This window comes from Neorhizobium sp. S3-V5DH, from assembly GCF_004343065.1.
In the GTDB taxonomy this organism is placed as follows: Bacteria; Pseudomonadota; Alphaproteobacteria; order Rhizobiales; family Rhizobiaceae; genus Neorhizobium; species Neorhizobium huautlense.
In genome coordinates, this window is sequence record NZ_SMCL01000018.1 from 40,578 (window position 1) to 65,260 (window position 24,683).

General features: G+C 62.4%; 22 protein-coding genes. 6 read left to right on the forward strand and 16 right to left on the reverse strand.

The window, feature by feature from the left end; all coding sequences use genetic code 11:
- The first annotated feature begins 3 nt into the window (after positions 1-3).
- From EDE09_RS21005 to EDE09_RS21020, 4 genes are all read left to right on the forward strand, one after another.
- Complete coding sequence (locus EDE09_RS21005; protein ID WP_112801323.1) at positions 4-270, forward strand: DUF2933 domain-containing protein; 267 nt, start codon at positions 4-6, stop codon at positions 268-270.
- Positions 263-940, forward strand: a complete 678-nt coding sequence (locus EDE09_RS21010; protein WP_132412777.1) for an isoprenylcysteine carboxylmethyltransferase family protein — start codon at positions 263-265, stop codon at positions 938-940. Before EDE09_RS21005 ends, EDE09_RS21010 begins: the two co-directional genes overlap by 8 nt.
- Positions 933-3,155, forward strand: a complete 2,223-nt coding sequence (locus tag EDE09_RS21015; RefSeq protein ID WP_162712484.1) for a copper-translocating P-type ATPase — start codon at positions 933-935, stop codon at positions 3,153-3,155. The genes EDE09_RS21010 and EDE09_RS21015 overlap by 8 nt, the downstream gene beginning before the upstream one ends.
- Positions 3,156-3,252: 97 nt before the next feature.
- Positions 3,253-3,687, forward strand: a complete 435-nt coding sequence (locus EDE09_RS21020) for an EF-hand domain-containing protein (protein ID WP_112801257.1) — start codon at positions 3,253-3,255, stop codon at positions 3,685-3,687.
- Positions 3,688-3,756: 69 nt separating this feature from the next.
- Here the strand turns inward: EDE09_RS21020 and EDE09_RS21025 are convergent, their stop codons facing one another.
- The 3 genes from EDE09_RS21025 to EDE09_RS21035 all read right to left on the reverse strand — a co-directional run bounded on the left by EDE09_RS21025 (position 3,757) and on the right by EDE09_RS21035 (position 8,164).
- Positions 3,757-4,206, reverse strand: coding sequence for a DUF411 domain-containing protein (locus EDE09_RS21025; RefSeq protein ID WP_112801258.1), 450 nt, complete (start codon positions 4,204-4,206; stop codon positions 3,757-3,759).
- 181 nt (positions 4,207-4,387) lie between these two features.
- Entirely contained in the window at positions 4,388-6,286 is a 1,899-nt protein-coding gene (locus EDE09_RS21030) for an ABC transporter ATP-binding protein (RefSeq protein WP_112801259.1), read from the reverse strand.
- A gap of 24 nt (positions 6,287-6,310) precedes the next feature.
- Positions 6,311-8,164: an ABC transporter ATP-binding protein gene (locus EDE09_RS21035; RefSeq protein WP_207914880.1), complete on the reverse strand. Its 1,854-nt coding sequence runs from the start codon at positions 8,162-8,164 to the stop codon at positions 6,311-6,313.
- Positions 8,165-8,451: 287 nt separating this feature from the next.
- Here EDE09_RS21035 and EDE09_RS21040 point away from each other — a divergent pair, with 287 nt between their 5' ends.
- Together EDE09_RS21040 and EDE09_RS21045 are read left to right on the forward strand one after the other, a co-directional pair.
- On the forward strand, positions 8,452-9,450 hold the full coding sequence (locus EDE09_RS21040; protein ID WP_112801328.1) for a TRAP transporter substrate-binding protein: 999 nt from the start codon (positions 8,452-8,454) through the stop codon (positions 9,448-9,450).
- Between the two features lie 16 nt (positions 9,451-9,466).
- Entirely contained in the window at positions 9,467-11,023 is a 1,557-nt protein-coding gene (locus EDE09_RS21045) for a VOC family protein (RefSeq protein WP_112801260.1), read from the forward strand.
- Between the two features lie 40 nt (positions 11,024-11,063).
- Here the strand turns inward: EDE09_RS21045 and EDE09_RS21050 are convergent, their stop codons facing one another.
- From EDE09_RS21050 to EDE09_RS21110, 13 genes are all read right to left on the reverse strand, one after another.
- Positions 11,064-12,155 carry an aminotransferase class V-fold PLP-dependent enzyme gene (locus tag EDE09_RS21050; protein WP_112801261.1) on the reverse strand — a complete coding sequence of 364 codons (1,092 nt, stop codon included), beginning with the start codon at positions 12,153-12,155 and terminating at the stop codon, positions 11,064-11,066.
- Positions 12,145-12,939, reverse strand: coding sequence for an ATP-binding cassette domain-containing protein (locus EDE09_RS21055; RefSeq protein ID WP_132412779.1), 795 nt, complete (start codon positions 12,937-12,939; stop codon positions 12,145-12,147). Before EDE09_RS21055 ends, EDE09_RS21050 begins: the two co-directional genes overlap by 11 nt.
- Positions 12,939-13,721, reverse strand: a complete 783-nt coding sequence (locus tag EDE09_RS21060; protein ID WP_112801263.1) for an ABC transporter ATP-binding protein — start codon at positions 13,719-13,721, stop codon at positions 12,939-12,941. Before EDE09_RS21060 ends, EDE09_RS21055 begins: the two co-directional genes overlap by 1 nt.
- Positions 13,718-14,542: an ABC transporter permease gene (locus EDE09_RS21065; protein ID WP_112801265.1), complete on the reverse strand. Its 825-nt coding sequence runs from the start codon at positions 14,540-14,542 to the stop codon at positions 13,718-13,720. Before EDE09_RS21065 ends, EDE09_RS21060 begins: the two co-directional genes overlap by 4 nt.
- Complete coding sequence (locus EDE09_RS21070) at positions 14,539-15,528, reverse strand: ABC transporter permease (protein WP_112801267.1); 990 nt, start codon at positions 15,526-15,528, stop codon at positions 14,539-14,541. The genes EDE09_RS21065 and EDE09_RS21070 overlap by 4 nt, the downstream gene beginning before the upstream one ends.
- A gap of 43 nt (positions 15,529-15,571) precedes the next feature.
- Positions 15,572-17,182, reverse strand: coding sequence for an ABC transporter substrate-binding protein (locus EDE09_RS21075; protein WP_132412781.1), 1,611 nt, complete (start codon positions 17,180-17,182; stop codon positions 15,572-15,574).
- 173 nt (positions 17,183-17,355) lie between these two features.
- Positions 17,356-18,375, reverse strand: coding sequence for an extracellular solute-binding protein (locus tag EDE09_RS21080; protein ID WP_112801269.1), 1,020 nt, complete (start codon positions 18,373-18,375; stop codon positions 17,356-17,358).
- Between the two features lie 40 nt (positions 18,376-18,415).
- Positions 18,416-18,829 carry a Rieske (2Fe-2S) protein gene (locus EDE09_RS21085; RefSeq protein WP_112801271.1) on the reverse strand — a complete coding sequence of 138 codons (414 nt, stop codon included), beginning with the start codon at positions 18,827-18,829 and terminating at the stop codon, positions 18,416-18,418.
- A gap of 2 nt (positions 18,830-18,831) precedes the next feature.
- Complete coding sequence (locus EDE09_RS21090; protein ID WP_132412783.1) at positions 18,832-19,938, reverse strand: amidohydrolase family protein; 1,107 nt, start codon at positions 19,936-19,938, stop codon at positions 18,832-18,834.
- A gap of 15 nt (positions 19,939-19,953) precedes the next feature.
- Complete coding sequence (locus EDE09_RS21095; RefSeq protein WP_132412785.1) at positions 19,954-21,060, reverse strand: amidohydrolase family protein; 1,107 nt, start codon at positions 21,058-21,060, stop codon at positions 19,954-19,956.
- 16 nt (positions 21,061-21,076) lie between these two features.
- On the reverse strand, positions 21,077-22,180 hold the full coding sequence (locus EDE09_RS21100) for an amidohydrolase family protein (protein WP_112801277.1): 1,104 nt from the start codon (positions 22,178-22,180) through the stop codon (positions 21,077-21,079).
- Positions 22,177-23,265, reverse strand: a complete 1,089-nt coding sequence (locus EDE09_RS21105) for an amidohydrolase family protein (protein ID WP_348631329.1) — start codon at positions 23,263-23,265, stop codon at positions 22,177-22,179. The genes EDE09_RS21100 and EDE09_RS21105 overlap by 4 nt, the downstream gene beginning before the upstream one ends.
- A 239-nt stretch (positions 23,266-23,504) precedes the next feature.
- Entirely contained in the window at positions 23,505-24,410 is a 906-nt protein-coding gene (locus tag EDE09_RS21110) for a LysR family transcriptional regulator (protein ID WP_112801279.1), read from the reverse strand.
- Positions 24,411-24,683 lie beyond the last annotated feature (273 nt).

Genomic DNA, 24,683 nt, shown 5'->3' on the forward strand with positions numbered 1-24,683 from the left:
CTCATGGACAACAAAAACTCCCCATCTGCCTGGAGCACTTACAGCCGGACCGTCTTCATCGCCTTCACCGCGATCGCGCTGGCGCTCGTTGCCTACGAGCACCGCGTGCACGTCCTTGGCGTTCTGCCGTGGCTCCTCATCCTGATCTGCCCTCTGATGCACGTCGTCATGCATCACGGCCACGGTCACGGCGGCCATCCCGGCCATGATCATGCCGGCCACAGACTGGGCGCGGCCCAACAGAAGACGAAGGAGACCCGCGATGTTTGATGTTCCGGCCTACGGGTTCTGGAGTCTGGTGTTCATCAATTCCCTGGTGTTCATCATCTTCGCCGCGAGCTTCACGAAGCTTGAGACAAAACGGGACTGGCGCTCGCTCGGCGCCTTCTCCGCCTTCGTCGTCGCGCTCTTCACGGAGATGTACGGCTTCCCGCTCACCGTATACCTGCTGTCCGGCTGGCTCGGGCGGCAATTCCCCGGCATCGACTTCTGGTCGCATGACGCCGGCCATCTGCTGGAGATGATGTTCGGATGGCGGGTCAACCCGCATTTCGGACCGTTCCATCTCCTGAGCAATCTCCTGATCGTCGCAGGCTTCTGGCTGCTTGCGTCAAGCTGGCACGTACTCCACGCCGCCCAGCGCGATCACCGTCTGGCGACCTCGGGGCCGTATGCCCGCGTCCGGCATCCACAATACGATGCCTTCGTCGTGATCATGATAGGATTCCTGCTTCAATGGCCGACGCTTGTAACGCTCGCCATGTTCCCGGTCCTCGTCTGGGTCTATGTGCGGCTGGCGAAGCGGGAAGAGGAAGCCTCGCGAGCCGAGTTCGGAGCCGCATGGGACGCCTATGCAAGAGCGGTACCGAGGTTCCTTCCAAAGCTCGGCCGTGGGACGGATGCAGCCGGTTCTCATCGGGAAGGAGCAATCCATGACTGATCATCACACGCATGCAAGCCATTCCCTTTCCCGAAGCGGCCACCTCCACGAAGAGAAGAAGCCCGCCTCGAAGACGAGCGTCAAACCAGAGCCTGAGGCGGACGTGATCTACACCTGCCCGATGCATCCGCAGATCCGGCAGCTTGGCCCCGGCAACTGCCCGATTTGCGGGATGACGCTGGAGCCGGAAGTCGCGACCGAAGCGACGGGAGCAAGTCCTGAACTCTTGGACATGACCCGCAGGTTCTGGATCGGACTTGTGCTGACGTTGCCGGTGCTCGCTCTGGAGATCGGGAGCCATCTCACCAACCTTCACATGCTGCTCGGGGCGCAGCTTTCGAACTGGATCCAGCTCGCGCTTGCGACGCCAGTCGTCCTCTGGGCGGGATGGCCGTTCTTCGAGCGAGCCTGGGCCTCGCTCGTCAATCGCAGCCTTAACATGTTCACGCTGATCGCGATGGGAACGGGTGTCGCCTGGGTCTACAGCGTCGTCGCCACGGCCGTACCCGGCATCTTTCCGGACACCTTCCGCGCCGCTGACGGTTCCGTTGCGATCTACTTCGAGGCGGCGTCTGTCATCACAATCCTCGTGCTCTTGGGGCAGGTTCTGGAACTCAGGGCGCGGGAGCAGACCGGCGGCGCCATCCGGGCGCTGCTGGACCTCGCGCCGAAGACGGCCCGCCGTGTCGGAAATGACGGCTCGGACGAGGACGTCAGCCTCGACGTCGTGGAGGTCGGCGACCGCCTGCGGGTCCGGCCGGGCGAAAAGGTGCCGGTTGACGGGGAACTGGTCGAGGGGCGCAGCTCCGTCGACGAATCCATGATCACCGGGGAATCCATGCCGGTGACGAAGGAGGTCGGCGCAAAGCTGATCGGCGGCACGCTCAACCAGAGCGGCGGTTTCGTTATGCGGGCGGGCAAGGTCGGACGCGATACCATGCTTGCGCAGATCGTGCACATGGTCGCGGATGCCCAGCGCTCCCGCGCACCGATACAACGCCTGGCCGACCAAGTGTCGGGCTGGTTCGTTCCCGTGGTGATCCTTATCGCGGTCGCCGCCTTCGTCGCCTGGGGCATCTGGGGACCGGAACCTCGCTTCGCCCACGGCCTCGTCGCTGCCGTCGCCGTGCTGATCATCGCCTGCCCCTGCGCTCTCGGACTGGCGACCCCGATGTCGATCATGGTTGGTGTCGGGCGCGGCGCGGGGATGGGTGTCCTCATCAAGAACGCCGAGGCGCTGGAGCGTTTCGAGAAGATCGACACGCTGGTGGTCGACAAGACCGGCACCCTGACGGAAGGCCGGCCGAAGGTCACGGCGCTGAAGGCCATCGACGGCTTTAAGGAGACGGAGCTTCTGAGACTGGCCGCCACCCTCGAACGTGCCAGCGAGCATCCGCTTGCCGCGGCCATCGTCGCTGCAGCCAAGGAGAGAGAGATCGCTTTGGGCGAGGCGCGCGACTTCGACAGCCCGGTCGGTAAAGGCGTCACCGGGACCGTCGACGGCAAAAAGCTCGTCATCGGCAGCCATCGGATCATGGCGGAAATGGGGATCGACCTGTCGGTTCTCATGGGCGAGGCCGAGATGTTGCGAGGAGAGGGGGCAACGGTGATCTACGTCGCCGTCGACGGCAAAGTCGGCGGCCTTATTGCGATTGCCGATCCCGTCAAGGCGACGACGCCCGCCGCCCTGCGCTCGCTCAAGGAGGAGAATATCCGGGTCGTCATGCTGACTGGCGATAACAGAACGACGGCACAGGCGGTGGCGAGAAGACTCGGCATTGACGAGGTGGAAGCCGAGATCCTGCCGGAGGACAAGGGAAGGGTGGTTGCGCGGCTTCGAAGCGAAGGGCGTGTCGTGGCCATGGCTGGAGACGGGGTCAACGATGCGCCGGCGCTTGCCGCGGCCGATGTCGGCATCGCCATGGGCACGGGAACGGACGTTGCGATCGAGAGCGCCGGCGTCACGCTGCTGAAGGGCGACCTGCAAGGGATCGCTAGGGCGCGCAAGCTCAGTCACGCGACCATGAGCAACATCCGCCAGAACCTGTTCTTCGCCTTCTTCTACAACGCCGCGGGCGTGCCCGTCGCGGCGGGCGTGCTCTACCCGGCCTTCGGGCTGCTGTTGTCGCCGATCATTGCGGCGGCCGCCATGGCGCTCTCCTCGGTAAGCGTCATCGCCAACTCGCTCAGACTGCGCCGTTCATCGATCGACTAGGTGGCCCGGCGGCGCGTTCGCCGGACACGACATTCGAATTCATCCTGTCCCACTTCAGGGGGCAGGCGGATACAGACCAATCTAGAGGAGAAACGACATGAGAACCACAACAATTCCAACCGCTGTCCTGCTTGCCGCGGCGATCGCCTTCGGGAGTGCAGGTTTTGCCCTCGCGCAGACCAGCGGAGCGGATCCGCATCACCCGGCGGAGTCGTCGCAGGCCGCCCCGCCTTCGGGGACGGACGGCATGGCCGGACAAAGCCAGGGGACCATGCCCGGCTCCGACATGATGCCGGGCGGAATGATGGGGCGAGGCATGATGATGCAGCCCGGCATGATGGGAGGAATGCCGCAGATGGGCATGCGCGGACAGATGATGAAGATCATGTTCGCGATCGCCGACACCGACGGGGACGGCGCGCTGTCCTTCGAGGAGGTGGCGGCAGTCCACAAGCGGATCTTCGACAGCGTGGATGCGAACAAGGACAGCAAGGTAACGCCCAAAGAGATGCTGGCGTTCTGGCAGCAATAAGCATCGGACCGGCGACGGCGGGATCGGCGGCAATGTCCACCAATCCCGCACGGCCGCGACGACAAAGCATCAGGAAGGGCGCACCGCCAGATAGACGAAGGGCTTCGATCCGTCGCGCGGTACGGCCATCACGTCATAAGAGGCGTTGGGATCTGTTCCCATTCCCAGCGATCCCTTGGGCATGCCCGCGACCGCCAGCCCAGCGATCGGCGGTCGCTCATTCAGGAGCCTTTCCGCCGCCTCAAGGGGCACGTGCCCTTCCAGGTAATAGCCGTCGACGATGGCAGTGTGGCAGCCATGAACCTCGTTCGGCACCTTCAGTTGTGCCTTGATCATATCCATGTCGTCTTCGTTGCGGATAGTCACCACGAAGCCTGCTGCCTCGTAGGCCGATGCCCAAGCACCGCAGCAGCCGCAGTACGGGTCCTTGTGCACAACCAGCGCCGTGCCTTCAGCTGCTGCGGCGCGTGGCAGGAATGCCGCGGACGCTGCCATGCAGATGAATTGCCTACGTCTCATTTCTTTCTCCATCTCAACTCGGCCGCATCGGGAGAGCGCTCGCGTTGACGTTTCACATCTGCCTGTAGGTCGGAGCTTCACGTTCTGGTCTGACTCATAATATCATAAGTTGGAAGGAGCAGAACGGCACGGCGAAAATGTCGCGTTTCGTCTCGCAACTCGGACTGAACGTCCCGGCGCATCAGGTCGCCGATTCCGTCACCGCGTCTTCTATTATCTCCTCGGGGATATCATCGAAGGACGCGTAGTTGAGATTGTAGAGCTTGGCATAGAGCTTGCGGTTGCGCATCAGATCCGCGTGGTTGCCGCTTTCGATCAGCTCGCCGTTCTGCAGCACGATGATGCGATCTGCCTCGCGGATGGTGGCGAGACGGTGGGCAATGACCAGGCCGGTGCGGCCTTCGAGCAGCTTCACCAGCGCCTTCTGGATCAGCATTTCGGTATAGCTGTCGATGTTGGCGGTCGCCTCGTCGAGCACCAGGATCTTGGCATCGGCCACAAGCGCGCGGGCAAAACTGATCAATTGCCGCTGACCGAGCGAAAGGTTGCCGCCGCGCTGGCCGAGTTCGGCATCGTAGCCGCCCGGCATGCGCATGATGAAGTCATGGGCGCCCACGGCCTTGGCCGCCTCGATCACCTGCTCCCGCGTCGCTTCGGTCTTGTGGTAGCGGATGTTGTCGAAGACGGTGCCGGTGAACAGGAAGGGTTCCTGCAGCACCATGGCGATCTGCCGGCCGAGCGAATCCTGCGTCAGGTCCCGGACGTCGTGGCCGCCGACCAGGACCTGGCCCTGCTGGACATCGTAGAAACGATGAATGAGCGACATGCAGCTCGATTTGCCTGAGCCTGTCGGCCCAACAAGAGCCACCGTTTCTCCAGGATTGACCTTGAAACTCACATGTTTCAGCACCGGATGTTTCGGATTGTAGCCGAAGACAACGTCACGGAATTCGACCGAACCATCCATGTCCGGCGAGAGGACTTTGGCATTTGGCGCGTCCTTGATGTCGACTGGCACGTCCAGCACTTCGGTCAGCCTCTGGCCCGAGGCCATGGCGCGCTGCATCACGGAATATTGCAGCGTCAGTGAACGGATCGGGTCGAAGAAGCGCTGGATGTAGAACAGGAAGGCGATCATCACACCGACATCCAGCGCCTGGTTGAGGACGCGGGCGCCTCCCACGACGATGACCAGCGCCATGGCGAGGCCGGTGAGCGTATCGACGATCGGCACCATGACTTGGGCGTATTTCGCGGCCGTCAGATGGGTCCTGAGGTTCGCCCGCGCCTTGTCGTCGTAGAGCATGAAGTTGACCCGTTCGCGGTCCATGCTCTGGATGGCACGAACGCCATGGATTGCTTCGGCAAGGGCGCCGTTCGCGACGGAATTGGTCTCGTGCGCGGCCATGAAGGACTTGCGTGCCCTCGGCAGCCAGAAGATGCGGACGACAAAAAGGACCGGCAAGGCCGAAAGCGTCAGCAGGCCCAGTTTGAAATCAAGGTAGAGCATCACGAAAACGATGCCAAAGAGCAGGGCGATATCGCCCACCGACAGCACCGAGGTTTCCAGAAATTCCTGCATGGAATTGACGTCGCCCTGCAGCCGCGACATCAGCCGGCCGACTTCGGTCTTGTCCATCCACGAAAGAGAAACGCGTTGGAGATGGCTGAACATCGCCTTGCGGATGTCGAAGAGAACGTCCTCTGCGGCATTTCCGACCAGCATTTCCTGTGCATAGCTCGCGCCGAAATTGATGACGATCGCCACGAGAAAGGCACCGATGGCCCCGATGAGCACGCCGTGATCGGCGCTGCCGGACTGCATGCCGTTGTCGATCGCGTAACGGATGATCAGCGGGATCACCAACTGCATGGCGGTGAAGATCAGGACGGCGACAACCGCCCAGTAGATTTTCACCCGATAGGGGCGCACGAAGGCCCATATCCGCTTGACGATATCGCCGTCGAAGACCTTGCCGAAGATTTCCTCTTCGATCCGGTGTGAGCCGACGACCGCCCGGGGCGGCCGCCTGCCGTCGTCGCGCACGTCGGCGCGTTCGGTTTCCAGTTCATCGGCCATTCCCGGCTCCTCCTCAGGCCGTCATCAAGCGGTCAGCGCGTCGTCGTCGGGGCGAATCTGCAGATCGTAAAGCGCCTTGTAGCGACCGCCCAAAGCGAGCAACTCCTCGTGCGTGCCGCTTTCGACGATCCGCCCTTCCTCCATGAAGAGGATCCGGTCGGCATGCATCAGCGAACTCAGGCGGTGCGCGACGATGATCGTGACGCGATCCGAAGCGTATCTGCGCATGGCGCTGCGGATGCGCTGCTCGGTGCCGGCATCGATCGCGGCGGTGGAATCGTCCAGCACCATCACGGCGGGGCGCAGCATCAGGGTGCGGGCGATCGACAGGCGCTGGCGCTGGCCGCCGGAAAGAGAGACGCCGCGTTCACCGACGACAGTGTCATATCCGCTGGGAAGGCCGAGCACATAGTTATGCAGCTGGGCGCTTTCGCTGGCGCGCTCGATCCGGCCTTCCTTCGCCCAGGGATCGCCGTAGGCGATGTTGTTTTCGATGGTAGTGGTGAAAAGGAAGGAATCCTGCTGCACCACGACGACCTTGCGGCGCAGGGATTGCAGCGTCACGCTGCGAATGTCCTGTCCGTCCATGGTGATGCGTCCGGCTGTCACGTCATAGAAGCGCGGGATCAGATGAGCCAGGGTCGACTTGCCGCTACCGGGAGGTCCGACGATGCCGATTGTTTCGCCGCGTTTTGCTTCAAAGGAGATGTCCGTCAGCACTTTATGCTCTTCTGCGCCGGGATAGGCGAAATCGACGTGTTCGAAGCGCAGCGTGCCTTGAGAAACGGCAAGGTCCTTGGCGTCCTTTTCGTCCTTGATCGCAATATCGAGATCGAGCAGCTCGAAGAGCCGCGCCCCGCAGGTAGAAGCACGGGCAAAGGCATTGACCATCAGGCCGAGCTGGCGCACCGGCATCTGCATGATCGTCATGAAGGTCAGGAACGAGGTGAGCGTGCCGACCGTCATCTCGCCGGCCATCACCTTGGCTCCGCCGAGCCAGAGAACGAGCACCATGGCGAGGAAGAACGAGAAGGTCATGGCGCTGGTGTTTGCGACCCGAATGCCGACGCGTTGATGCGCCAGCGTCACGGCGCTCTGCGAGGCTGTCTCGAACTTGTCGAGTTCATGTTTCTGCGCGGCGAATGCCCGGACGACGCGAATGCCGCCGAGGTTTTCCTCCATGACGCGGGTCAGCACCGACAGCCGCTCCTGTAGTTCCAGCCAGGTGGCGCGCAGCCTGAGCTGGGTCACGGACGACCGCCAGCCGACGAAGGGAACGAAGCTCAAGGCGAGCAGACCGAGGACGACATCGGTGGAGAGCAACAGGTAGGCACCGATGCCGATCAGCATGGTGAGAAGCACCATACGCACCAGTGCCGTCGAGAAATACATGCGGACGCCTTCGAGGTCGAGAAGCCCGACGGTGATCAGGTCTCCGGAATGCATGCTGTCGTGAAAGCTGAAGGACAGGCGCTGGATCTTTTCGTAACACGCGAGCCTCAGCCGATAGCCCATGTGGTGGCCGACGGATTCGCTGTAGTAGTTTTGCACGAGCGTGAAGATGCCGCGCAATACGCTCGCGCCCAGCAGAAGCAGTGCCGTGGTCAGGAGTGCATCCTGAGCCGCGCGGCCGGCATCACCGCCGGTGAGCACGACCTGCGTGTGATCCACCGCCTCGCCGAGCAGCTGCGGGATCATCAGCTGAAACGTCGAGGCGACCAGGGTCGCGCCGATCGCGAGACTTGATTGCCAGGGATGGCGGAAGGCCATGACGGTGATGCGGGTGAGGATCGAGAGGCCCTTGCCCCAGCCTGTCGCATTCACGAACGCCAACGAAGCCGACGGCTTCGCGACGCGAAGTTTTGCTTCGCTGCTCACGGTTTTATTCCAAAATGAATCACTGGGCCGGTTAAAATATCCGGAAAGACCACTATGAGATGAGACTCGGTAGAAGACCTAGCGTGCACAACCGTAATTGCCAGTCAACATAATTGACAAAATGCAGGTACTTCGATGGGACGATCCGGCATTTTCCGAGTGAATGGTTGGAAAGGTGCTCATCTGAGAACTTGAAGAAACGGATCTCATGGGTGAAAAGGTCGGGTCGGCTGAGCCAGGCAATTCAATCCGCCGGTGCCGTCGTTTTTGAACCCGAGGATCCGGATATGAACAAATTGGACCGCCGCCGCTTTCTGAAGACTTCGGTTGCCACCGGGTTGGCGCTCGCCGCTCCGGCCTATGTCCGCACCGCCAACGCTCGCGCGACTGCGATCACGGTCGCCTCGCTTCTGGGCGACGACAAGCCTGAGACCAAGATCTGGGTGAAGATCGGCGAACTGGTGGAGGCAAGGCTTCCCGGCCAGTTCAGGTTCAATGTGGTCAAGAACGGCGCACTTGGAGGCGAGAAGGAAGTTGCCGAGGGCGCCCGGCTGGGTTCGGTGCAAGCAAGCCTCTCGACAGTTTCCTCGCTCTCCGGATGGGTGCCGGAATTGCAGATCCTCGATCTTCCCTTCCTCTACCGTGATCGCGACCATGTGCGCCGGACCGTGGATGGGGAGATCGGCGGCAACCTGAAAGAGAAGCTTGCTGCGCAGGGTTTCGTCGTCGGAGATTTCATAAATTACGGTGCCAGGCACCTGCTTACCAAGGAGCCCGTAACGCGCCCCGATCAGCTCAAGGGCAAGAAGATCCGGGTCATCCAAAGCCCGCTGCACACCAAGCTCTGGAGCGCCTTCGGCACCACGCCCGTGGGCATCCCGATCACCGAAACCTACAATGCCCTGTCGACCGGCGTGGCGGATGCCATGGATCTCACCAAGTCCGCCTATGCCGGATTCAAGCTCTACGAGGTCGTGCCCTATATGACCGAGACGGGCCATATCTGGGCCTCGGGGGTGGTTTTCTACGCAGCGAACTTCTGGAACCGGCTGACGGACGAGCAGAAGACGGTTTTTCGCGATGCTTCGCAGGAGGCGGCGGGTTATTTCGACCGCCTTATCGTCGAAGACGAAGCCAGGTCGGTGCAGCAGGCGTTGGGGAACGGCGGCAAGGTCTTGAAGCCGGAGGCGCTCGACGAATGGCAAAAGGGAGCGCAAGGGGTTTGGCAGGAGTTTGCGGCCACTGTCGGCGGGATCGACCGTATCAAGACCATCCAGGCGGCCTGAGGGCGGGAGAATACGCATGACCAGCGGCCTTCATCACGTCACGGCGATAACCCGGAAGATCCAGGCCAATGTCGATTTCTACGTGGGTTTCCTCGGTCTGAGGCTCGTAAAGCGGACGGCGGGTTTCGAGGATGCGCGTCAGCTTCACCTCTTCTACGGTGACGGCGGCGCATCTCCCGGCTCATTGGTGACGTTTCTTGCCTGGGAGGACGGATCGCTCGGCCGGGTAGGCCATGGCGCGCCGAGCGAAATCAGCTTTTCGATCGCGCCGGACGCGATCGGTTTCTGGCTGACGCGGGCACTGCAGTACAATGTCAAGCTCAGCGGCCCCACACAGGAGTTTGGCGAACCGGTTCTGCGGCTGACGGATCCTGACGGCATTATCGTGAAACTGGTTGGGGTCGAGGAAGCCGCGCCCTGGATCTGGTGGGCCGGCGGCGGCATTGCCGAGGCTGACGCGATCCGCAGACTGCGCGGCGTGACAATCCTATCGGAAAAGCCGGCGGCGACGGCGGATTTCCTGGCGCGTCACATGGGACTTACGCCTGGACCGAAGGAGGGCACTATCCAGCGGCTCACCTCGGAGGCGCAGGACATCGTCGATGTCCGCGATGCGGGCGGCTTCTGGACCGCGGCTCCGGGCACAGGAACGATCGATCATATCGCCTTCCGGGCGCCTGACCGGGCACGGGTGGAGGCGGTGTATTCGGCGCTGGAAGCGGAAAGCAGCGGCGAGATGAACATGCACGACCGCCATTATTTCTATTCGCTCTATGTGCGTGAGCCTGCCGGAACGCTGATCGAATTGGCAACCGACGGGCCGGGTTTCACGGCCGACGAACCTCTGGAAACGCTTGGCAGCCGTCTTTTCATTCCGGCGCATTTCAAGGAAGACCATGAGGTGCTCCGGGTCATGCTGCCGCAATTCGGCCTGCCGGGAGAGGAGCGCATCATCTATCGCGACCTGCCTTTCGTGCATCGTATCCACATGCCCGAAACGTGGGACGGTTCCACACTGATCGTGATGCATGGAACGGGCGGCAACGAGACGACAATGCTTCCCTTCGGCCGCAGCGCTGCGCCGAATGCGATGCTGATCGGGATCCGGGGACGGTCGACCGACGAGGGACATCCCCGTTACTTCCGCCGCTTTAGCCAAACGACGTTCGACCAGAGGGAGATCGTATCCGAAGCGGAAGCTTTCGCGGCCTTCGTGCAGGAACTGGGGCCGGCCTATGGCGTCGATCCCGACCGTACGGCTTTTGCAGGCTGGTCGAACGGCGGCAACATGATCGGCGCGGTCATGCAGCTTCATCCGAAACTGATCCGCAAGGCGGTGCTGCTGCGTTCGATGAACTGCCTGGAAGAGAAACCGTCCGTTGTTCTTTCCGGCAGCAAGGTTCTTTCATTGAGCGCCACGGACGATTTCTACGGATCTCTCGCGGAGGAACTGGAGGAGCGGCTGCGGACTGCCGGTGCGGAGGTCACCGCGATGAAACTCGATGCCAACCACGGGATCGGGTGGGAGGACGAGACGATCGCTCGCAACTGGCTGAGCGACGCCGGGATGTAAATTTTCGTCCGGCCGCGTGCCTTACGAGATGTCGGCCCGGTCAGTCGCCGTAGTGGAGGGAGACCGCATCGACGGCTGCGGCGATATCCGCCTTGAAGCCGAGGCGCCTCAGACCCATGCCGAAGGCCGTGACATTGCCGAGCACGCTGTCGAAGCGGGCGCGGCGGCCGGTATGGTTCAGCCGGATGAGCCGTTCGGCGCCAGGGCCGACCCCGGCAGAGAGCTCCATGACGCCGGGCGCGACAGCCAGCAAGGCGGAGGTATCGGCACCCGCAGGCAGCCTGGCCGTGGTGACCAGATTGGAACGTCCGGCGGGAGGGACCCACAGCTCGGCTCCCATGGCGGCCAGTGCTGCTCGAGTTGCCCGGGCAGCCCGGACATGCCGGGCGATCATCTGCTCCAGGCCCTCTGCCTCCACCCGATCCAGCGCCGCCTCGAGCGCGAAGAATTCCAGCGGCGCCGCCGTCCCGGGCAATTGGCCGCGGCCGGTTTCGAGCCATGCCCTCTGGTCGAAAAGCGAAAGAATGGAATCCCTTGGTCCGCCTTCTTGAGAAATCAGTTTCCAGGCGGCGGGGCTGATCGACATGGCGGAAATGCCGGCCGGGCCAGCCAGCGATTTCTGAGCGCCGATCACGGCGACGTCGATGCCGAGCTCATCGACGTTCAAGGCATGGCCGCCGACGGAAGCGACCGCATCGACGATCGTCACTATACCGCGGGCACGCGCAAGCAGCATGATCTCCTCGAGCGGATTGCGGATGCCGCTCGCCGATTCCGCATGGACGAGTGACAGGACCGCAATGTCCGGATGAACCTTGAGGTTCGCTTCGACGGCCGCCGCATCGATGGGGCGCGCCGGTTCGGCCCTGAGTTCGATCACCTCGGCACCGGCACGTCTCAGCCAGTTGCCGATCCAGGCGCCGTAAAGGCTCGTAACGATGTTGAGGACCTTCATGCCGGGCCGCGCGACGCTGGCAGCCGCCGCCTCCAGCGCCACGACGGCTTCCGCCTGGATGAGCAGCACATCCATCCGTGTCTTCAGGATGTTCTTCAACCGATCGGCGACGGCGCCATAGCGCGCTGCGGGAAATGCGGGCGGATCGTTGAGCGGGTTCCACGATTCAAACGTCATGATGGGGTCTCTCTGGCATTCCGGTGACGAGACGCGGCACGGCGGCGATCAGCGCCCGCGCGGCGGACGATTGCGGATTTTCGATCACCTGGCGAGCGGAGGCGATTTCCACCAGTCGGCCGGCTTCCATGACTGCGATGCGGTGGGAGACGGCCCGCAGCACCGCAAGGTCGTGGGAAACGAAGAGGCAGGCGATGCCGCGCTCCTGCTGCAGTTCGACCAGGAGTTCGAGGATCTTTCCGCGGATGGAGACATCGAGCGCCGAGACGGCCTCGTCAAGCACGATCAGGGATGGCCGCGTGGCGATCGCTCTGGCTATCGCGATCCGCTGCCGCTGACCGCCTGAAACCTCGCGGATCGAGCGGCTAGCGTAACTTGCCGGCAGTCCGACCCGTTCGAGCAGGGTCGCTATCTCCCTCGGCCTCTCCACCTTCGGGACGATATCGTGGATCCGCAGCGGGTCGCCCAGGACCGAGGCGACGGTGGCGCGGGGATTGAAGGCGCCGAGCACGTCCTGAAACACCATCTGCATTTTTGCGCGACGGCGGCGCAGTTCAGCGCCCGAAAGCGCCAGCCAGTCTTTCCCTTCAAACCGGATACTGCCTGCATCGGCGGACGTCAGCCGCAGGAGAATGCGGGCGAGCGTCGATTTTCCGCTTCCCGACGCACCGACGAGACCAAGCGTCTCTCCGGGGTCGAGCGTCAACGAAACATCGTTCAGCGCCGCCACGTCGCGGCCGCCGGAGGAGAAGCGTTTCGAGAGGTTTGCGATATCGAGCAACATCAGGACGTCGCCTCGCGGATGAGAGGGGGTGTGGAGAGATCCCGATGGCTGGCAAGCAGCGCCCTGGTATAGACATCCTTCGGCGAGGTGAGGATGGCCCCGGTTGGTCCGGCCTCGACCAATCCGCCGTCCCTAAAGATTGCCACCCGGTCTGCAAAGCCAGACGCAAGCGCGATGTCGTGGGTGATGAAGATCAGCGTCATCCCGGCTTCGCGAACCAATTCGTCGAGGAGCGAGACGATTTCGGCCTGGACGATCATGTCGAGCGCGCTGGTTACTTCGTCCGCGATCAGAATGCCGGGCCCGGCCGCGAGAGCGGCCGCGATCGCCACCCGCTGCCTTTGTCCACCGGAAAGCTGATGCGGGAAAGCCTTCAACACTTTTGCCGGATCGGGAATCCGGACTCGTTCCAGCATGTCGAGAGCCCGCTCATAGGCAGTTCTCCAGGTCAGTCCGAGATGGCGGCGCGCGCCTTCGGCCACCTGTTCGCCGATCGTCAGCACGGGGTTGAGGCTTGCGGAGGGGTCCTGGAAGACGAATCCTAAGTCCCGGCCGGGAAGCGGCACCTGGCCGATGGACCAGCGCATCTCTCCGCGCACCCTCGCGCCAGCCGGCAGAAGCCTTGCAATTGTTCGCGCAAGCGTACTCTTGCCGGACCCGCTTTCGCCGATGATTGCCAGCCGCTCGCCGGCGTGGATATCGAGATCGATATTCGTCAGCGCGGGCACGGAATTGCCTCGATAGGCGACCTCGAGCTCTCTGATTTCGCAAAGCGCGCTCATGCCTCGCTCCCGGCGAGCGTTTTCCCGAAGCCCTCACTGAGCAGATAGACGCCGATAACCGTCACCACTAGAGCGATGCCCGGAAAGATCGACAGCGACGGCGACGAGCGCAGGACATTGCGGCCTTCGGCAATCATCGAACCCCAGGTGACGATATTGGGATCACCCAGGCCCAGAAAGGAAAGTGCGGCCTCCGTGAGGATCGCGGCAGCGACGATGATCGCCGACAGCGCCAGCACCGGCGGCAGGGCGTTCGGCAGGATTTCCTTCCAGGCGATCTCGACCGGATGCATGCCGATCACCCGGGCGGCGGCGACGTAGTCCCTTTCCCGGATCGAAAGCACCTGCGCCCTGGTCAGCCGGGCCGGGTCGGCCCATGCGCCCAAAGCGATTGCCAGCACCACGACGGGAACGGAGGCGCCGATGACGCTGACGAAGGCAAGCGCCAGGAGGAAGCTCGGCACGATCTGGAAGGCGTCGACCACCCGCATCAGCGCCTCTTCGACGAGCCCGCCGGCAAAGCCGGCCGCCAGCCCGACACAGAGGCCGATGGCAATGGCAGCAATGGCCGCCGCAATGCCGACCGCAAGCGAGGTGCGGGTTCCATGTATGATGCCGGCGAGTACATCCCGGCCGAGTCGATCCGTGCCGAGCGGGAAGGCGGGATCGACGAAGGGCGCCAGCAACGGGTCGCCCGCAATGCGCAGAGGATCACCGGGCGACAGCACCGGTGCGAACAGCGCGACGAGTATCAGCGTGGCCAAAATGCCAAACCCGGCCATACCTTCCGGCGTTTTCATGAGATTTCGAATCCGCCTCATGCTGCCGGCTCCGAGGCGCCGACGCGTGGATCGAGTGCGGCGTAAAGGAGGTCGATCACGAGGTTGATGCAGATGACCAGCACTGCGCTGACAAGGATGATACCCATCAGAAGCGGCGCATCGCGACCGCTCACCGCTTCCTGAGCCAGCCTGCCGAAGCCGGGTACCGCAAAAATGCTCTCGATGACGACGCTGCCGCCGAGCATGGCTGCCGACTGAAGGCCGAGCATGGTGACGAGCGGCAGGAGCGCGTTGCGGGCAACGTGGCGCAGCACGATGCGGCTGCGGGACAGACCCTTGGAGCGGGCGAAGAGCACGAAATCCAGCGCCCAGACATCGGCCATCCCGGCACGCATCACCCGCAGGAAAAGCGCCGTATAGATTAGCGCCAATGCCCCGACCGGCAGCACGAGATGGGACGCGATATCGGCGGCGCGGGTGAGGCCGGTCTTGCCGGAGGCGATCGTTTCGATCCCGGAAGTCGGCAGCCAGCGAAGCTGAACGGCAAAGACGATGCTGAGCACCAGGCCGAGCCAGAAGCTCGGGATCGCGTAGAGAATCAGGGAAACGGTGGAAAGCACTCTGTCGCTTGCGCTTTCTGGCTTTGCACCGGCGACGATGCCAAGTGCGGAACCGAGCCCAAAGGCAAGCGCGGTGGCGCTTCCCATCAGGAGCAGGGTATTAGGCAGGCGTTCGAGAACGAGGAGGAGGACCGGCCGGTCGAAGGCGACGGACCAGCCGAGGTCAAGTCGTGAGAGCGAAGAGATGTAGAGCCAGAGACGGGCGAGCATGGACTGGTCGAGGCCGTAGGCCTGGCGCAGCGATTGCGCCACTGTCGCATCCCCGCCGCCGATAGACAGCAGATAGGCGTCCACGGCGTCGCCGGAGGCGGATTCGAGCAGCAGGAAAGTCAGGACGATGACGATCAGCAGCACCGGAATGCTGCTGATCGCGCGTCGCCTGATCAATCGAAGGGCACGGTTCACGCTGCGGAAGGCCTTTGGACTCGTTTTTTGAAATCCGAACCTATCACGATTGCAGCGCCGTATCCGCCCAGTTGGAGACTGCCCAGCGCGGATTGTTGGAGACGTTGAGCACGCTGTCGCGCGCCACGGTGATGAAGCCCCACTCGGCGACGTTGATCAATGGCAAGTCGGTGGCGACCAATCTCTGGAACTGCTTGTAGAGGTCGGTGCGGGCCTTGGTGTCGACCGTCTCTGCCGCCTCGGAGATGACGTCGTCCAGTTCCTTGTTGGCGTAGCCGCCCTGGTTGGAGAAGGGCACTCCGGCGGGGGTGCCGGACTTCACGAGAATTGTCGTCGAGATTGCCGGATCGCCGCGGAAAACCGGCGGAGCGACTGCGAGATCGAAATCGTGGTCCGTGTAGACCGCTTTCTGGTGAGCAGCGGAATCCGCATTGACGAGTTGCGCATCGATGCCGATTGCGGCGAGCGCCTGGCGAAGATAGGCGCCGAACTGTTTGGTCTCGTTGAAATAGGGAGCCGGGCGCAGCTTGAGCGAGAGGCGGTTGCCGTCGGCGCCTTTCGGATAACCGGCTTCGTCAAGCAGGGCATTGGCCTTGGCGACGTCGAAATCATAGGCCGGCACGCTGGCGTCGTAGAATTCCGGGGCGTTCTTCGGCACTGGCCCGGTCGAGGCAGCCGCATAGCCGAGGAAGATGGTGTCGACGACAAACTTTTTGTCGATGGCATGCGCGATTGCCTGGCGCACCTTGAGATCGGCGAGTTCCTTGCGGCGGTGGTTGATCTCCACCACAAGCTGGTAAGTCAGTGCTTCGTAGCCCTTGGAGATGACCTTGATACCCGGCACCTTGGAAATGCGGGCGAGATCGGTGAGCGGTATGGCCGAGAAGGCGGCGAGCTGGATCTCTTCCGCTTCCAGCGCCGCGCCTGCGCCGGCGCGATCCGGCAGAACGCGGAAGATCACCTCGTCCAGCTTCGGTTCGCCTTTGTTCCAGTAGTCGGCATTCCTCGTCAGGCGATAATATTCCCCCGGCTTGTATTCCGTGAACTTGAACGGGCCGGTGCCGACGAGCTTTACATTGGCAGGATTAGTGGCGATGTCGGTGCCTTCGTAGAGGTGTTTCGGTACGACGCTGCTGACTACCGGGAGGGCATTGCGGATCAGCTGGAAGGGCGTCGGCTTTGAGAAGCGGAAAACGGCGGTCGCCGCATCCGGCGTGTCGACCGCTTCGAGATTGGCGAAGACGAGGCGGCCGAGATTTTGCAGCGGCTTCCAGATGTTGAGCGCCGAATAGGCGACATCGGCGGAGGTGAACGGCTTGCCGTCGTGCCATTTCACGCCTTCGCGCAGCTTGAACGTCACCGATCTCCCGTCCGCCGATCCTTCCCATGAGGTCGCAAGGCGCGGCGAAAGCCCGTCCTTGCCCTCGAAAGAGGCCTCCGCCAGCGGCTCGATAACCTTGCTCGCGATGAAGAAGACGCCGTTCGAGGCGACGATCGCCGGATTGAGATTCTTCGGTTCCGAATCCGCCGCGACGATCAGCCGGCCGCCCGAGGGAGCATCTTGAGCGCGCGCCAGCGTCGGCAAGGCGGTCGAGGCGAGCAAGCCAGCGCCTGCCTGCAAAAGAGTGCGTCGGGATAGGTTGGCGATCGTCATGGTTGGCTCCTCGGTGCGGTCTTTCGGCAGCATATTGGCAGCGAATTTTCTTCCCGCACAGACAGGAATTTCTTCCCCCGCGCATTCGGGAACAAATTCTCGCCGGATGTTGAGGCGAACGCAAAAAGGCCCCGGCAGCCGGAGCCGCCGGGGCAGGTGCCCTGGGAGGAGGGTCAGGGATAGATCTTTTTCGCCAGCTCCATCAGCGGACCGTATTCGTTCATCTCGCGGGTGCCGAGCAGCTTGGCGCTCGCAAAGCGTTTCGATTCCGGATCGAGTTGATCCTCGACGCCCTTGGCGACTGGCAGCATCCAGGCCTTGGCGTAGGTAACCTGCTGCTCCATGTCGAGGAAGTGGTTGATGAAGAGTTTGGCGGCATTCGGATGCGGTGCGTTCTTCATGATCGCGAAGTGGATCGATACATAGGGTACGCCTTCCTCCGGCACGATCACCTTGATCGGCAGGCCCTTCAGATCATTGGCAAAGGCGAACATCTGCGGGATATAGACCGGATATTCGCCGCGGGCGACGCGCCGCGCGTCATTGCGCAGATCGCGGCTGAAGACCGGCTTGTTCTCGGCGAGCTTCTCGTTAAAGGCCTGTCCGTAAGTCTTGTTGAAGACCACGAACATGGTGCCGCCGGACCCCAGCGGGCGCATGTCATCGGACAGGATCTTGCCCTTCCATCTGGGGTCGGCGAGGTCCTTCCAGCTCTTCGGTTCGTCCTCGGGCTTCACAAGTCCGGTATTCACCAGGATGCCGTAGGCCTGCAGGAAACCCGGCACATGGTCGGCGGTGACTTCCTTCTTCATGTCGTCGCGGATATTGGCGACGTTCGGTATCTTGCCCAGAGGCTCGACCAGGATGCCTTGGGTCTTGCCCGTTTCGATCGAATTGGCGGAGTGCATCTGGATGTCGGCCAGATAGCGTCCGGCGGCATGCTCGGAGCGCAGGCGCTCGGTGAGTTCGCTGGCGCGGACATCGAGGGATTCGACCTTGATGCCGTATTTCTTCTGAAAGGACTCGGTCACCGCTACGAAGTTCGGGGCGCCGAGCTGCGAATTGTAGACGGTGACGGTGCCTTCCTTCTTGGCGGCCTCCACCACCTTGTCCCATTCGGCATCTTGCGCCAAGGCCGGATTTGCGATCAACGCGGCAACCGCAAGGGCTGCCAATTGACGGATAAGCGACATTTTCTCCTCCCTAGAATCTTCGCTATCTTGCAGTCTGTGTTCAGATCTCCACGATGACGTAGTCCTCATCGATGGAAACCGGAAAGACCTCGGCCTGATAAGGACCCTCCGCGAGCGCTCCGCCTTTTGCGACGGAGACGTCGAAGCTCTTGACACGGGTGCGGGCCGGGTCGCACCAGGACTTTCCCGTGCGAATGTCGAATTCCCAACCGTGCCAGGGGCAGCGCACCAGTTCGCCGTGCCGCGTCATGCGGTAGTGGCCGGGTTCATCGGATTCGGCGAGGCCCACCACCTGGCCGCGGCAGAGATCGGCGCCCTCGTGCGGGCAGCGATTGGCGATGGCGAAGAATTCGCCCTTGACGTTGAAGAGGGCGATGTCGCGGCCGGCGACTTTCACCAGCTTGGACTTGCCGATATCGAGTTCATCGACCTTGGCGACGACGTGACGAGCCATTCTCAGTTCAATCCATAGAAGTTGACAGCATTTCCGGCGAAGATTGCCGCCTTTTCGATCGCCGTGAGCGGCACCTTGAAGGCAAAGCGGGGATCGTCGAAATCCCAATGGGGATAGTCGGTCGAGAACATCAGCCGGTCGGTTCCGATCCACCTCAGTGTATCGGCCAGGTTCTTCGCCGGGTTCGGCTCCTCCATCGGCTGGGTGGTGAACCAGACGTTCTGCCGCAGATATCCGGACGGCGGACGCTTCACATGCGGGACCTCGTCGCGCATCGTTTGCCAGGCCTTGTCCATCCGCCACCCGAATGACGGCACCCAGGAGAAGCCGCCTTCGACGAAGGAGATTTTCAGTTCCGGGAAATGTTCGAAGACGCCTTCGAAGATGAGGCTTGCGATCACCGCCTGCATGGTCTGCACCTGGCTGTGATGTTCTTCGAGATAATAGGAAGGCCAGCCGGCGCCGGTCGCCTGGTGTCCGCCGACGCCGCCGACATGCAGCGATAACGGCAGGCTATGTCTGACGGCAGCCTCGAAGATCGGCCAGTGGCGGCGTTTCCCCAGGGGCTCAATGGAGCGCGGCGGCAGCAGGACCTGCACGAAGCGCTTGTCCGAAGCGCGCCGATTGATCTCCGCGACGGCATTGGCCGGATCTTCCTGCGTGGCGATGATCGATCCGCGCAGACGGGGTTCTGGATCCAAAAACTTGCCGACCTGCCAGTCGTTGATGGCGGTGGCGATGGCGATGGCAAAATCGGGATGGCGTTGGCCGCTGGCATTAAAGCGCAGCGGCACGAGGACGCCGATATCGATGCCGAGGTTGTCGAGATGCTGTTCGCGCAGGAAGGGCAGGTCGGAGCCCGGCGGGCCTCCCGACGGAGGCCAGCTATCGACGCGCGAGACTTCCGGCACCATGCGCGGATGGGAGAGCGTTTCCGACAATCCCTGGCGCGTATGGCCGCCATAGGTCGCGAGATGATCCCGCCAACGCTGCGACAGATAGGGCTGTATTTCCGCCGGCGTCTTCATCGACGGATGGATGTCGCAGTCGATCAGATTGTATTTGGCCTTCGTCTCGACCGGGCGTTCCAATGTGCCGTTTTCCGTCATTTCGCGACCTCCTCGTTAAAAATCCGCGGCGATCCGCGGATAGGTGGCAAGCGGATTGTCGATCAGGATCTTCTTGGCAAGCGTCTCGCCAAAGGCGACCGGCAGGGCGTTCAAGCCCTCGAACTGCGCATGCGGATAATCTGTCGAGAAGAGCAGGATGTCGTCGCAGTCGATGTGTTCGAGCGTGCGGGCGAGCGCGTCCTGGTCCGGCGGAGCTTCGATGGGTTGCAGCGTGAAGCGGACATGCCGCTTGACGATATCGCTCGGCTGTTCCGTCAGCCACGGCGTTTCGGCACGCACGCCACGCCAGGTCTTGTCGGCCCGCCAGAAGAAGGACGGCAGCCATGTGAAACCGCTTTCGGCGAAGACCACCTTGAGGTCCGGCACCTTTTGGAAGACCCCTTCGGCGACGAGGCTCAACAACTGGCTTTCGAAAATCGATGCCTGCGCCACATAGGATTCGACGAAATAGCTCGGCCAGCCGGTGGCGGTGGGCGCATGGCGGTTGCTGCCTCCTGCATGGATGCAGAGGGGCAGATGGTTGCGGGCGGCCGCCTCGTAGATCGGCCAGTAACGGCGGCGACCGAGCGGCTCGTCGTTCTGGGCGAGGATCAGGACCTGCACGAAACGGTGGTCCGCAGCCCGTCTCTCGATCTCGGCGACGGCAAGCTCGGCATTCTGGGCGGAGACGATGATCGAGCCTCGCAGCCGCGGTTCCCTGTCGAGCCATTCCCGTGCCAGCCATTCGTTGGCGGCGCCGCACAGGGCTGCAGCCATGTCGTCTGAATGCATGATCATCGCGCCATGCAGGACATTGCAGATCGCCAGTCGCGTGCCGAACGGATCGAGCGCTTGGGCGCGAACCGCCTCCAGCGTATCGCCGGCAAAGCCGCTCTCGGCCTTCCAGTCGGAGCGGACGTTGATTGGCGCCCGTGGCGGCGAGGACGTCATGGCAAGGCTTAAACGATCGACGCCGCGCATGACGAAGGTTTCGCGCCAGTACTCATCAAGGTAGGGAAGCAGCGTCTTCGTTGCTGGCGATGCCGGGTGGAGGTCGCAGTCTATGCCGCCGACGGTCGAAAGCCCCAGCTTGCTTTCCAATGATCGGATCATCTCGTTCATGCGGGCACTCCCAGGATCAAGGCAGGCGGTAAACCTGTTTTGCGTTTTCGCGAAAGATCTTCTCGCGCTCGGCCGGCGACAGCGGCACCTTGAAGGCGTAGCGCGGGTCGTCGAAATCCCAGTGCGGATAGTCGGTCGAGAACATCAGCCGGTCGGTCCCGACCCAGCGCAGCGTATCGAGCAGGTGGCGGTTGTTTTCCGGCTCCTCGATCGGCTGGGTGGTGAACCAGACGTTTTGCCGGATATATTCGGATGGGGGCCGCTTCACATGCGGAACTTCCGAGCGCATCCGATTCCATTGTCTGTCGAGCCGCCACATCAAGGGTGCCGCCCAGGCAAAACCACCCTCGACGACAATGAGTTTCAGTTTGGGAAAACGCTCGAAGACACCTTCGAAAACCATGCTGGCGACGACACTCTGCAGGCTGTGCGAGAAGGCGTAGTGTTCCTCGATATAGAAATTCAGCCAGCCGGCGCCGCTATTGGTGTGCCAGCCGAAAGCGGCGGAATGCATACCGATCGGCATGTCGTAGTGTTCGGCGACTTCGTAGATCGGCCAGTAGCGGCGCCGACCTGCCGGCTCGATCGTGCGGGGCGGGATGGCGATCTGGACGAAGCTTCTGTTGCCGATGCGTGCCTCGATCTCGGCGATCGCTGCGGTTGCATCTTCCTGGGCAACGGAAATGGAGGCCTTGAGACGTGGTTCCGGACCGGTCCATTTGTCGAGCTGCCAGTCGTTGACCGCAGTGCACATGGCCGCACCCAGATCCTGGTTGAGCGTTGAGGATCCGGCGGCGAGCGGCTGAAGGATCCCGTATTCGATGCCGAGCGGATCGAGGAGCTGTTCGCGCAGGAAGGAAAGGTCCGAGGCCGGCGGCCCGCCATTCGGCGGCCAGGCGTCGCGGCGCATGCCGTTGCCGGGCGTCATGCGCGGATAGGGCAGGGTGCCCACCAGCGGATTGGCGCTTCGCTGGCCGTAATCCGCCAGGTGGTTGCGCCAGCGTTGGGGCAGGAATTTCGCAAGCTCGTCGGGTGTGCTGAACGCCGGATGGATGTCGCAGTCGACGATTCCGAGTTTGGCTTCTGTACCGGTTTCCTTTTCGAGAACAGCTTGGTTCATGGCCGCTCCTCCAGTCGTGGATAGGTGGCAAGCGCGTTCTCCCGCGCCAGCCGATCGATCAGCCGCTCAGGGAAGCCGTCCGGGATGGCAGCGTCGCCTTCAAACTGTGCATGCGGATAGTCGGTGGAAAACAGCAGCATGTCGTCGGCGTCGAGATGTTCGATGATGCGCTCGAGTTCCGCGGGGTCGGAAGGCGCGTCGAAGGGCTGTGTCGTCATGCGGATCTGACGCCGGACCAGCGCCGACGGCGGCTCCTTGACCCATGGCACCTCGATGCGTGCGCCGCGCCAGTCCTTGCTCATCCGCCACATCTGGCCGGGCAGCCAGGAGACGCCGGATTCGATCAGCACGATCTTCATGTCGGGGAATTTGCCGAGCACGCCTTCGGCGACGAAGCTGCCGACCTGGGCCGCAAAACCCTGAACCTGGTGCACGTAATCTTCGGCGAGATACGAGAGGAAGCCGCTTTGACTTGGCGCATGGCGATAGGCGCTGCCGGCATGGACGCCGAGCGAAAAACCGTGGCGTTGGGCGGCCTCGTAGATCGGCCAGTAATAGCGGCGACCAAGGGGCATTTCGCCCATGCAGAGCGCAAGGACCTGGACAAAGCGCCGGTCATTCGCGAAACGCTCGATCTCTTCGACGGCGGCTTCCGGATTTTGCATCGGGAGGACCAGAGAGGCGCGCAACCGCGGATCCCGGTCCAGCCATTCCGCCTTCAGCCAATCGTTGGTAGCGCGGCAGACCGCGGCCGCCAGATACGGATCGTAGATCGCATGCACGCCGGTGACGCAGTTCAGGATCGCGTATTTGAGGCCGAACGGATCGAGCAGATTGCGACGCAGCTTTTCGACGCCTCTGCCTTCGGCTGCCTTCCAGTCTTCGCGGAAGAACGGCTTTGTCCGGGTCGGAAAATTGGTGAGCTCCAGCCGATCCACGTCTCGAGTGGTGACGATCTCCTTCCAATAATCGTCGAAGTAGGGCAGCAGATCAGAACGCTGCGGCGCATCGGGATGAACATCACAGTCGATTGCGCCCAGTTGCGAGAGCACAGAGCGCTGCCGGGCGACAGCGGTATCCACCACACAAGACCTCCCTGTTTTCGCCGGTCGACACGTCCTCTTCCCGGACGTTGCCGACTTCACTCCCATGCGATGCGCTGAACGGCGCAAGGCAAGCACGCGTTGGCGATGCGTATCCTCGATGTGGAAGGGTAAGGGGCAGGGGCGCCGGAGAGAATACGCTTTTTCGTCCTAGCGGTTTTCTCGAATCGAGAAAGCTGCAAGGGGTTGGTCTTTTCCCTGGAGGCAAAGGTCAGTGTTTCTCATGCGGGTTTCTCGCCGAGAACGAGCGCCGTGTGCATATGAACCCGAAGCCATTCCATGACTGCTCTCACAGTCGGCTTACGGGCCTGGGTTTGCGGGATCAGCGCCTTCAGCCAGAGTTCGGCGACAGGATATTCCGGCAGCAGTTCGATCAGTTTGCCGGTTCTGATCGAGTCTTCCGCGACATAGGTCGCAACCATGGCTACGCCTCGACCGCGCAAGGCCAAGTCGTGCAGGACCTGGGTGTCGTTGGCGCTGAAGGCGGAGCGGACCTCGACGTCGACCGGTCCGCCGGGGCTCACGAACGACCAGGTAGATCCGGTGGCATGAAAGGTCAGGCAGATGTGATCGACAAGGTCGCGCGGGTGTTTCGGGATGCCGCGGCTCTCCAGATAGGATGGAGCGGCGCAAAGTTTGCGGGGGTAGGGACAGAGCGGTTCGTCGACCACGTTGGAGTAGGAAGCCGGAAGTGCGCCAAGCGCGATGTCATATCCCTCTTCGGCAGGATTGACCGAACGGTCGACCAGAGCAACATCCATCGTCACGTTGGGGTTCTCTTGCTGAAAGTCGCTCAAGATCCGCGCCAGAAAGGCGATCGTCACCGTCGTCGGAGCTTTGATGCGCAGATGTCCTTCGATCCGCTGCGCGACCGCTGCGGCGCCGCCGATCGCGTCGTCGATGTCCTTTACCAGCGACTGATAGCGCGGCAGGTAGCGTTCTCCCACCTCCGTCAAAATGAGTTGGCGCGTCGAACGAACAAACAGTTTTACCCGCATCTGGTCCTCGAGCCGGCTGATCCGCTTTGTGACCACCGAGGGCGCGACGCCCAGATGACGGCCGGCTGCGGAGAAGCTTCCGGAGCGGGCGACCGCGAGAAAGGTGCGGATGTTGATGAGCGTGTCCAATGCTTTAGGCCTCCCCACCCAGCGCTATGGTGCAAATCTGCTGCCAGCTTAGCACGCTTCATCTTTCTGCTTTCGAGAAAAGTGAATGTAAAAAAATGATGCTTTTCCACTGCGGGGGAAAAGGTCAATCTAGCAGGAGAGGGAACTTGGCTTCCAGCGAGCGCTATACGTCGTCGGACGCATGGGCTTGCCTGCGGATTCCAGGGGCAGGAGTTTGTTAAGCGGAAGCCTGTTCTTATGCGGTCGATGTATCCGCCGGGATAATGGCTCGGG

Excerpts from the sequence above, each read along its gene's own strand:
- EDE09_RS21060 (WP_112801263.1), bottom strand. The coding sequence starts at position 13,721 with ATGAGCGCGCTTTGCGAAATCAGAGAGCTCGAGGTCGCCTATCGAGGC.
- EDE09_RS21030 (WP_112801259.1), bottom strand. The coding sequence starts at position 6,286 with ATGGCCGATGAACTGGAAACCGAACGCGCCGACGTGCGCGACGACGGC.
- EDE09_RS21040 (WP_112801328.1), top strand. The coding sequence starts at position 8,452 with ATGAACAAATTGGACCGCCGCCGCTTTCTGAAGACTTCGGTTGCCACC.
- EDE09_RS21015 (WP_162712484.1), top strand. The coding sequence starts at position 933 with ATGACTGATCATCACACGCATGCAAGCCATTCCCTTTCCCGAAGCGGC.
- EDE09_RS21090 (WP_132412783.1), bottom strand. The coding sequence starts at position 19,938 with ATGACGGAAAACGGCACATTGGAACGCCCGGTCGAGACGAAGGCCAAA.
- EDE09_RS21005 (WP_112801323.1), top strand. The coding sequence starts at position 4 with ATGGACAACAAAAACTCCCCATCTGCCTGGAGCACTTACAGCCGGACC.
- EDE09_RS21020 (WP_112801257.1), top strand. The coding sequence starts at position 3,253 with ATGAGAACCACAACAATTCCAACCGCTGTCCTGCTTGCCGCGGCGATC.
- EDE09_RS21075 (WP_132412781.1), bottom strand. The coding sequence starts at position 17,182 with ATGACGATCGCCAACCTATCCCGACGCACTCTTTTGCAGGCAGGCGCT.
- EDE09_RS21045 (WP_112801260.1), top strand. The coding sequence starts at position 9,467 with ATGACCAGCGGCCTTCATCACGTCACGGCGATAACCCGGAAGATCCAG.
- EDE09_RS21095 (WP_132412785.1), bottom strand. The coding sequence starts at position 21,060 with ATGAACGAGATGATCCGATCATTGGAAAGCAAGCTGGGGCTTTCGACC.
- EDE09_RS21085 (WP_112801271.1), bottom strand. The coding sequence starts at position 18,829 with ATGGCTCGTCACGTCGTCGCCAAGGTCGATGAACTCGATATCGGCAAG.
- EDE09_RS21080 (WP_112801269.1), bottom strand. The coding sequence starts at position 18,375 with ATGTCGCTTATCCGTCAATTGGCAGCCCTTGCGGTTGCCGCGTTGATC.
- EDE09_RS21050 (WP_112801261.1), bottom strand. The coding sequence starts at position 12,155 with ATGACGTTTGAATCGTGGAACCCGCTCAACGATCCGCCCGCATTTCCC.
- EDE09_RS21055 (WP_132412779.1), bottom strand. The coding sequence starts at position 12,939 with ATGTTGCTCGATATCGCAAACCTCTCGAAACGCTTCTCCTCCGGCGGC.
- EDE09_RS21100 (WP_112801277.1), bottom strand. The coding sequence starts at position 22,180 with ATGAACCAAGCTGTTCTCGAAAAGGAAACCGGTACAGAAGCCAAACTC.
- EDE09_RS21010 (WP_132412777.1), top strand. The coding sequence starts at position 263 with ATGTTTGATGTTCCGGCCTACGGGTTCTGGAGTCTGGTGTTCATCAAT.
- EDE09_RS21065 (WP_112801265.1), bottom strand. The coding sequence starts at position 14,542 with ATGAGGCGGATTCGAAATCTCATGAAAACGCCGGAAGGTATGGCCGGG.
- EDE09_RS21025 (WP_112801258.1), bottom strand. The coding sequence starts at position 4,206 with ATGAGACGTAGGCAATTCATCTGCATGGCAGCGTCCGCGGCATTCCTG.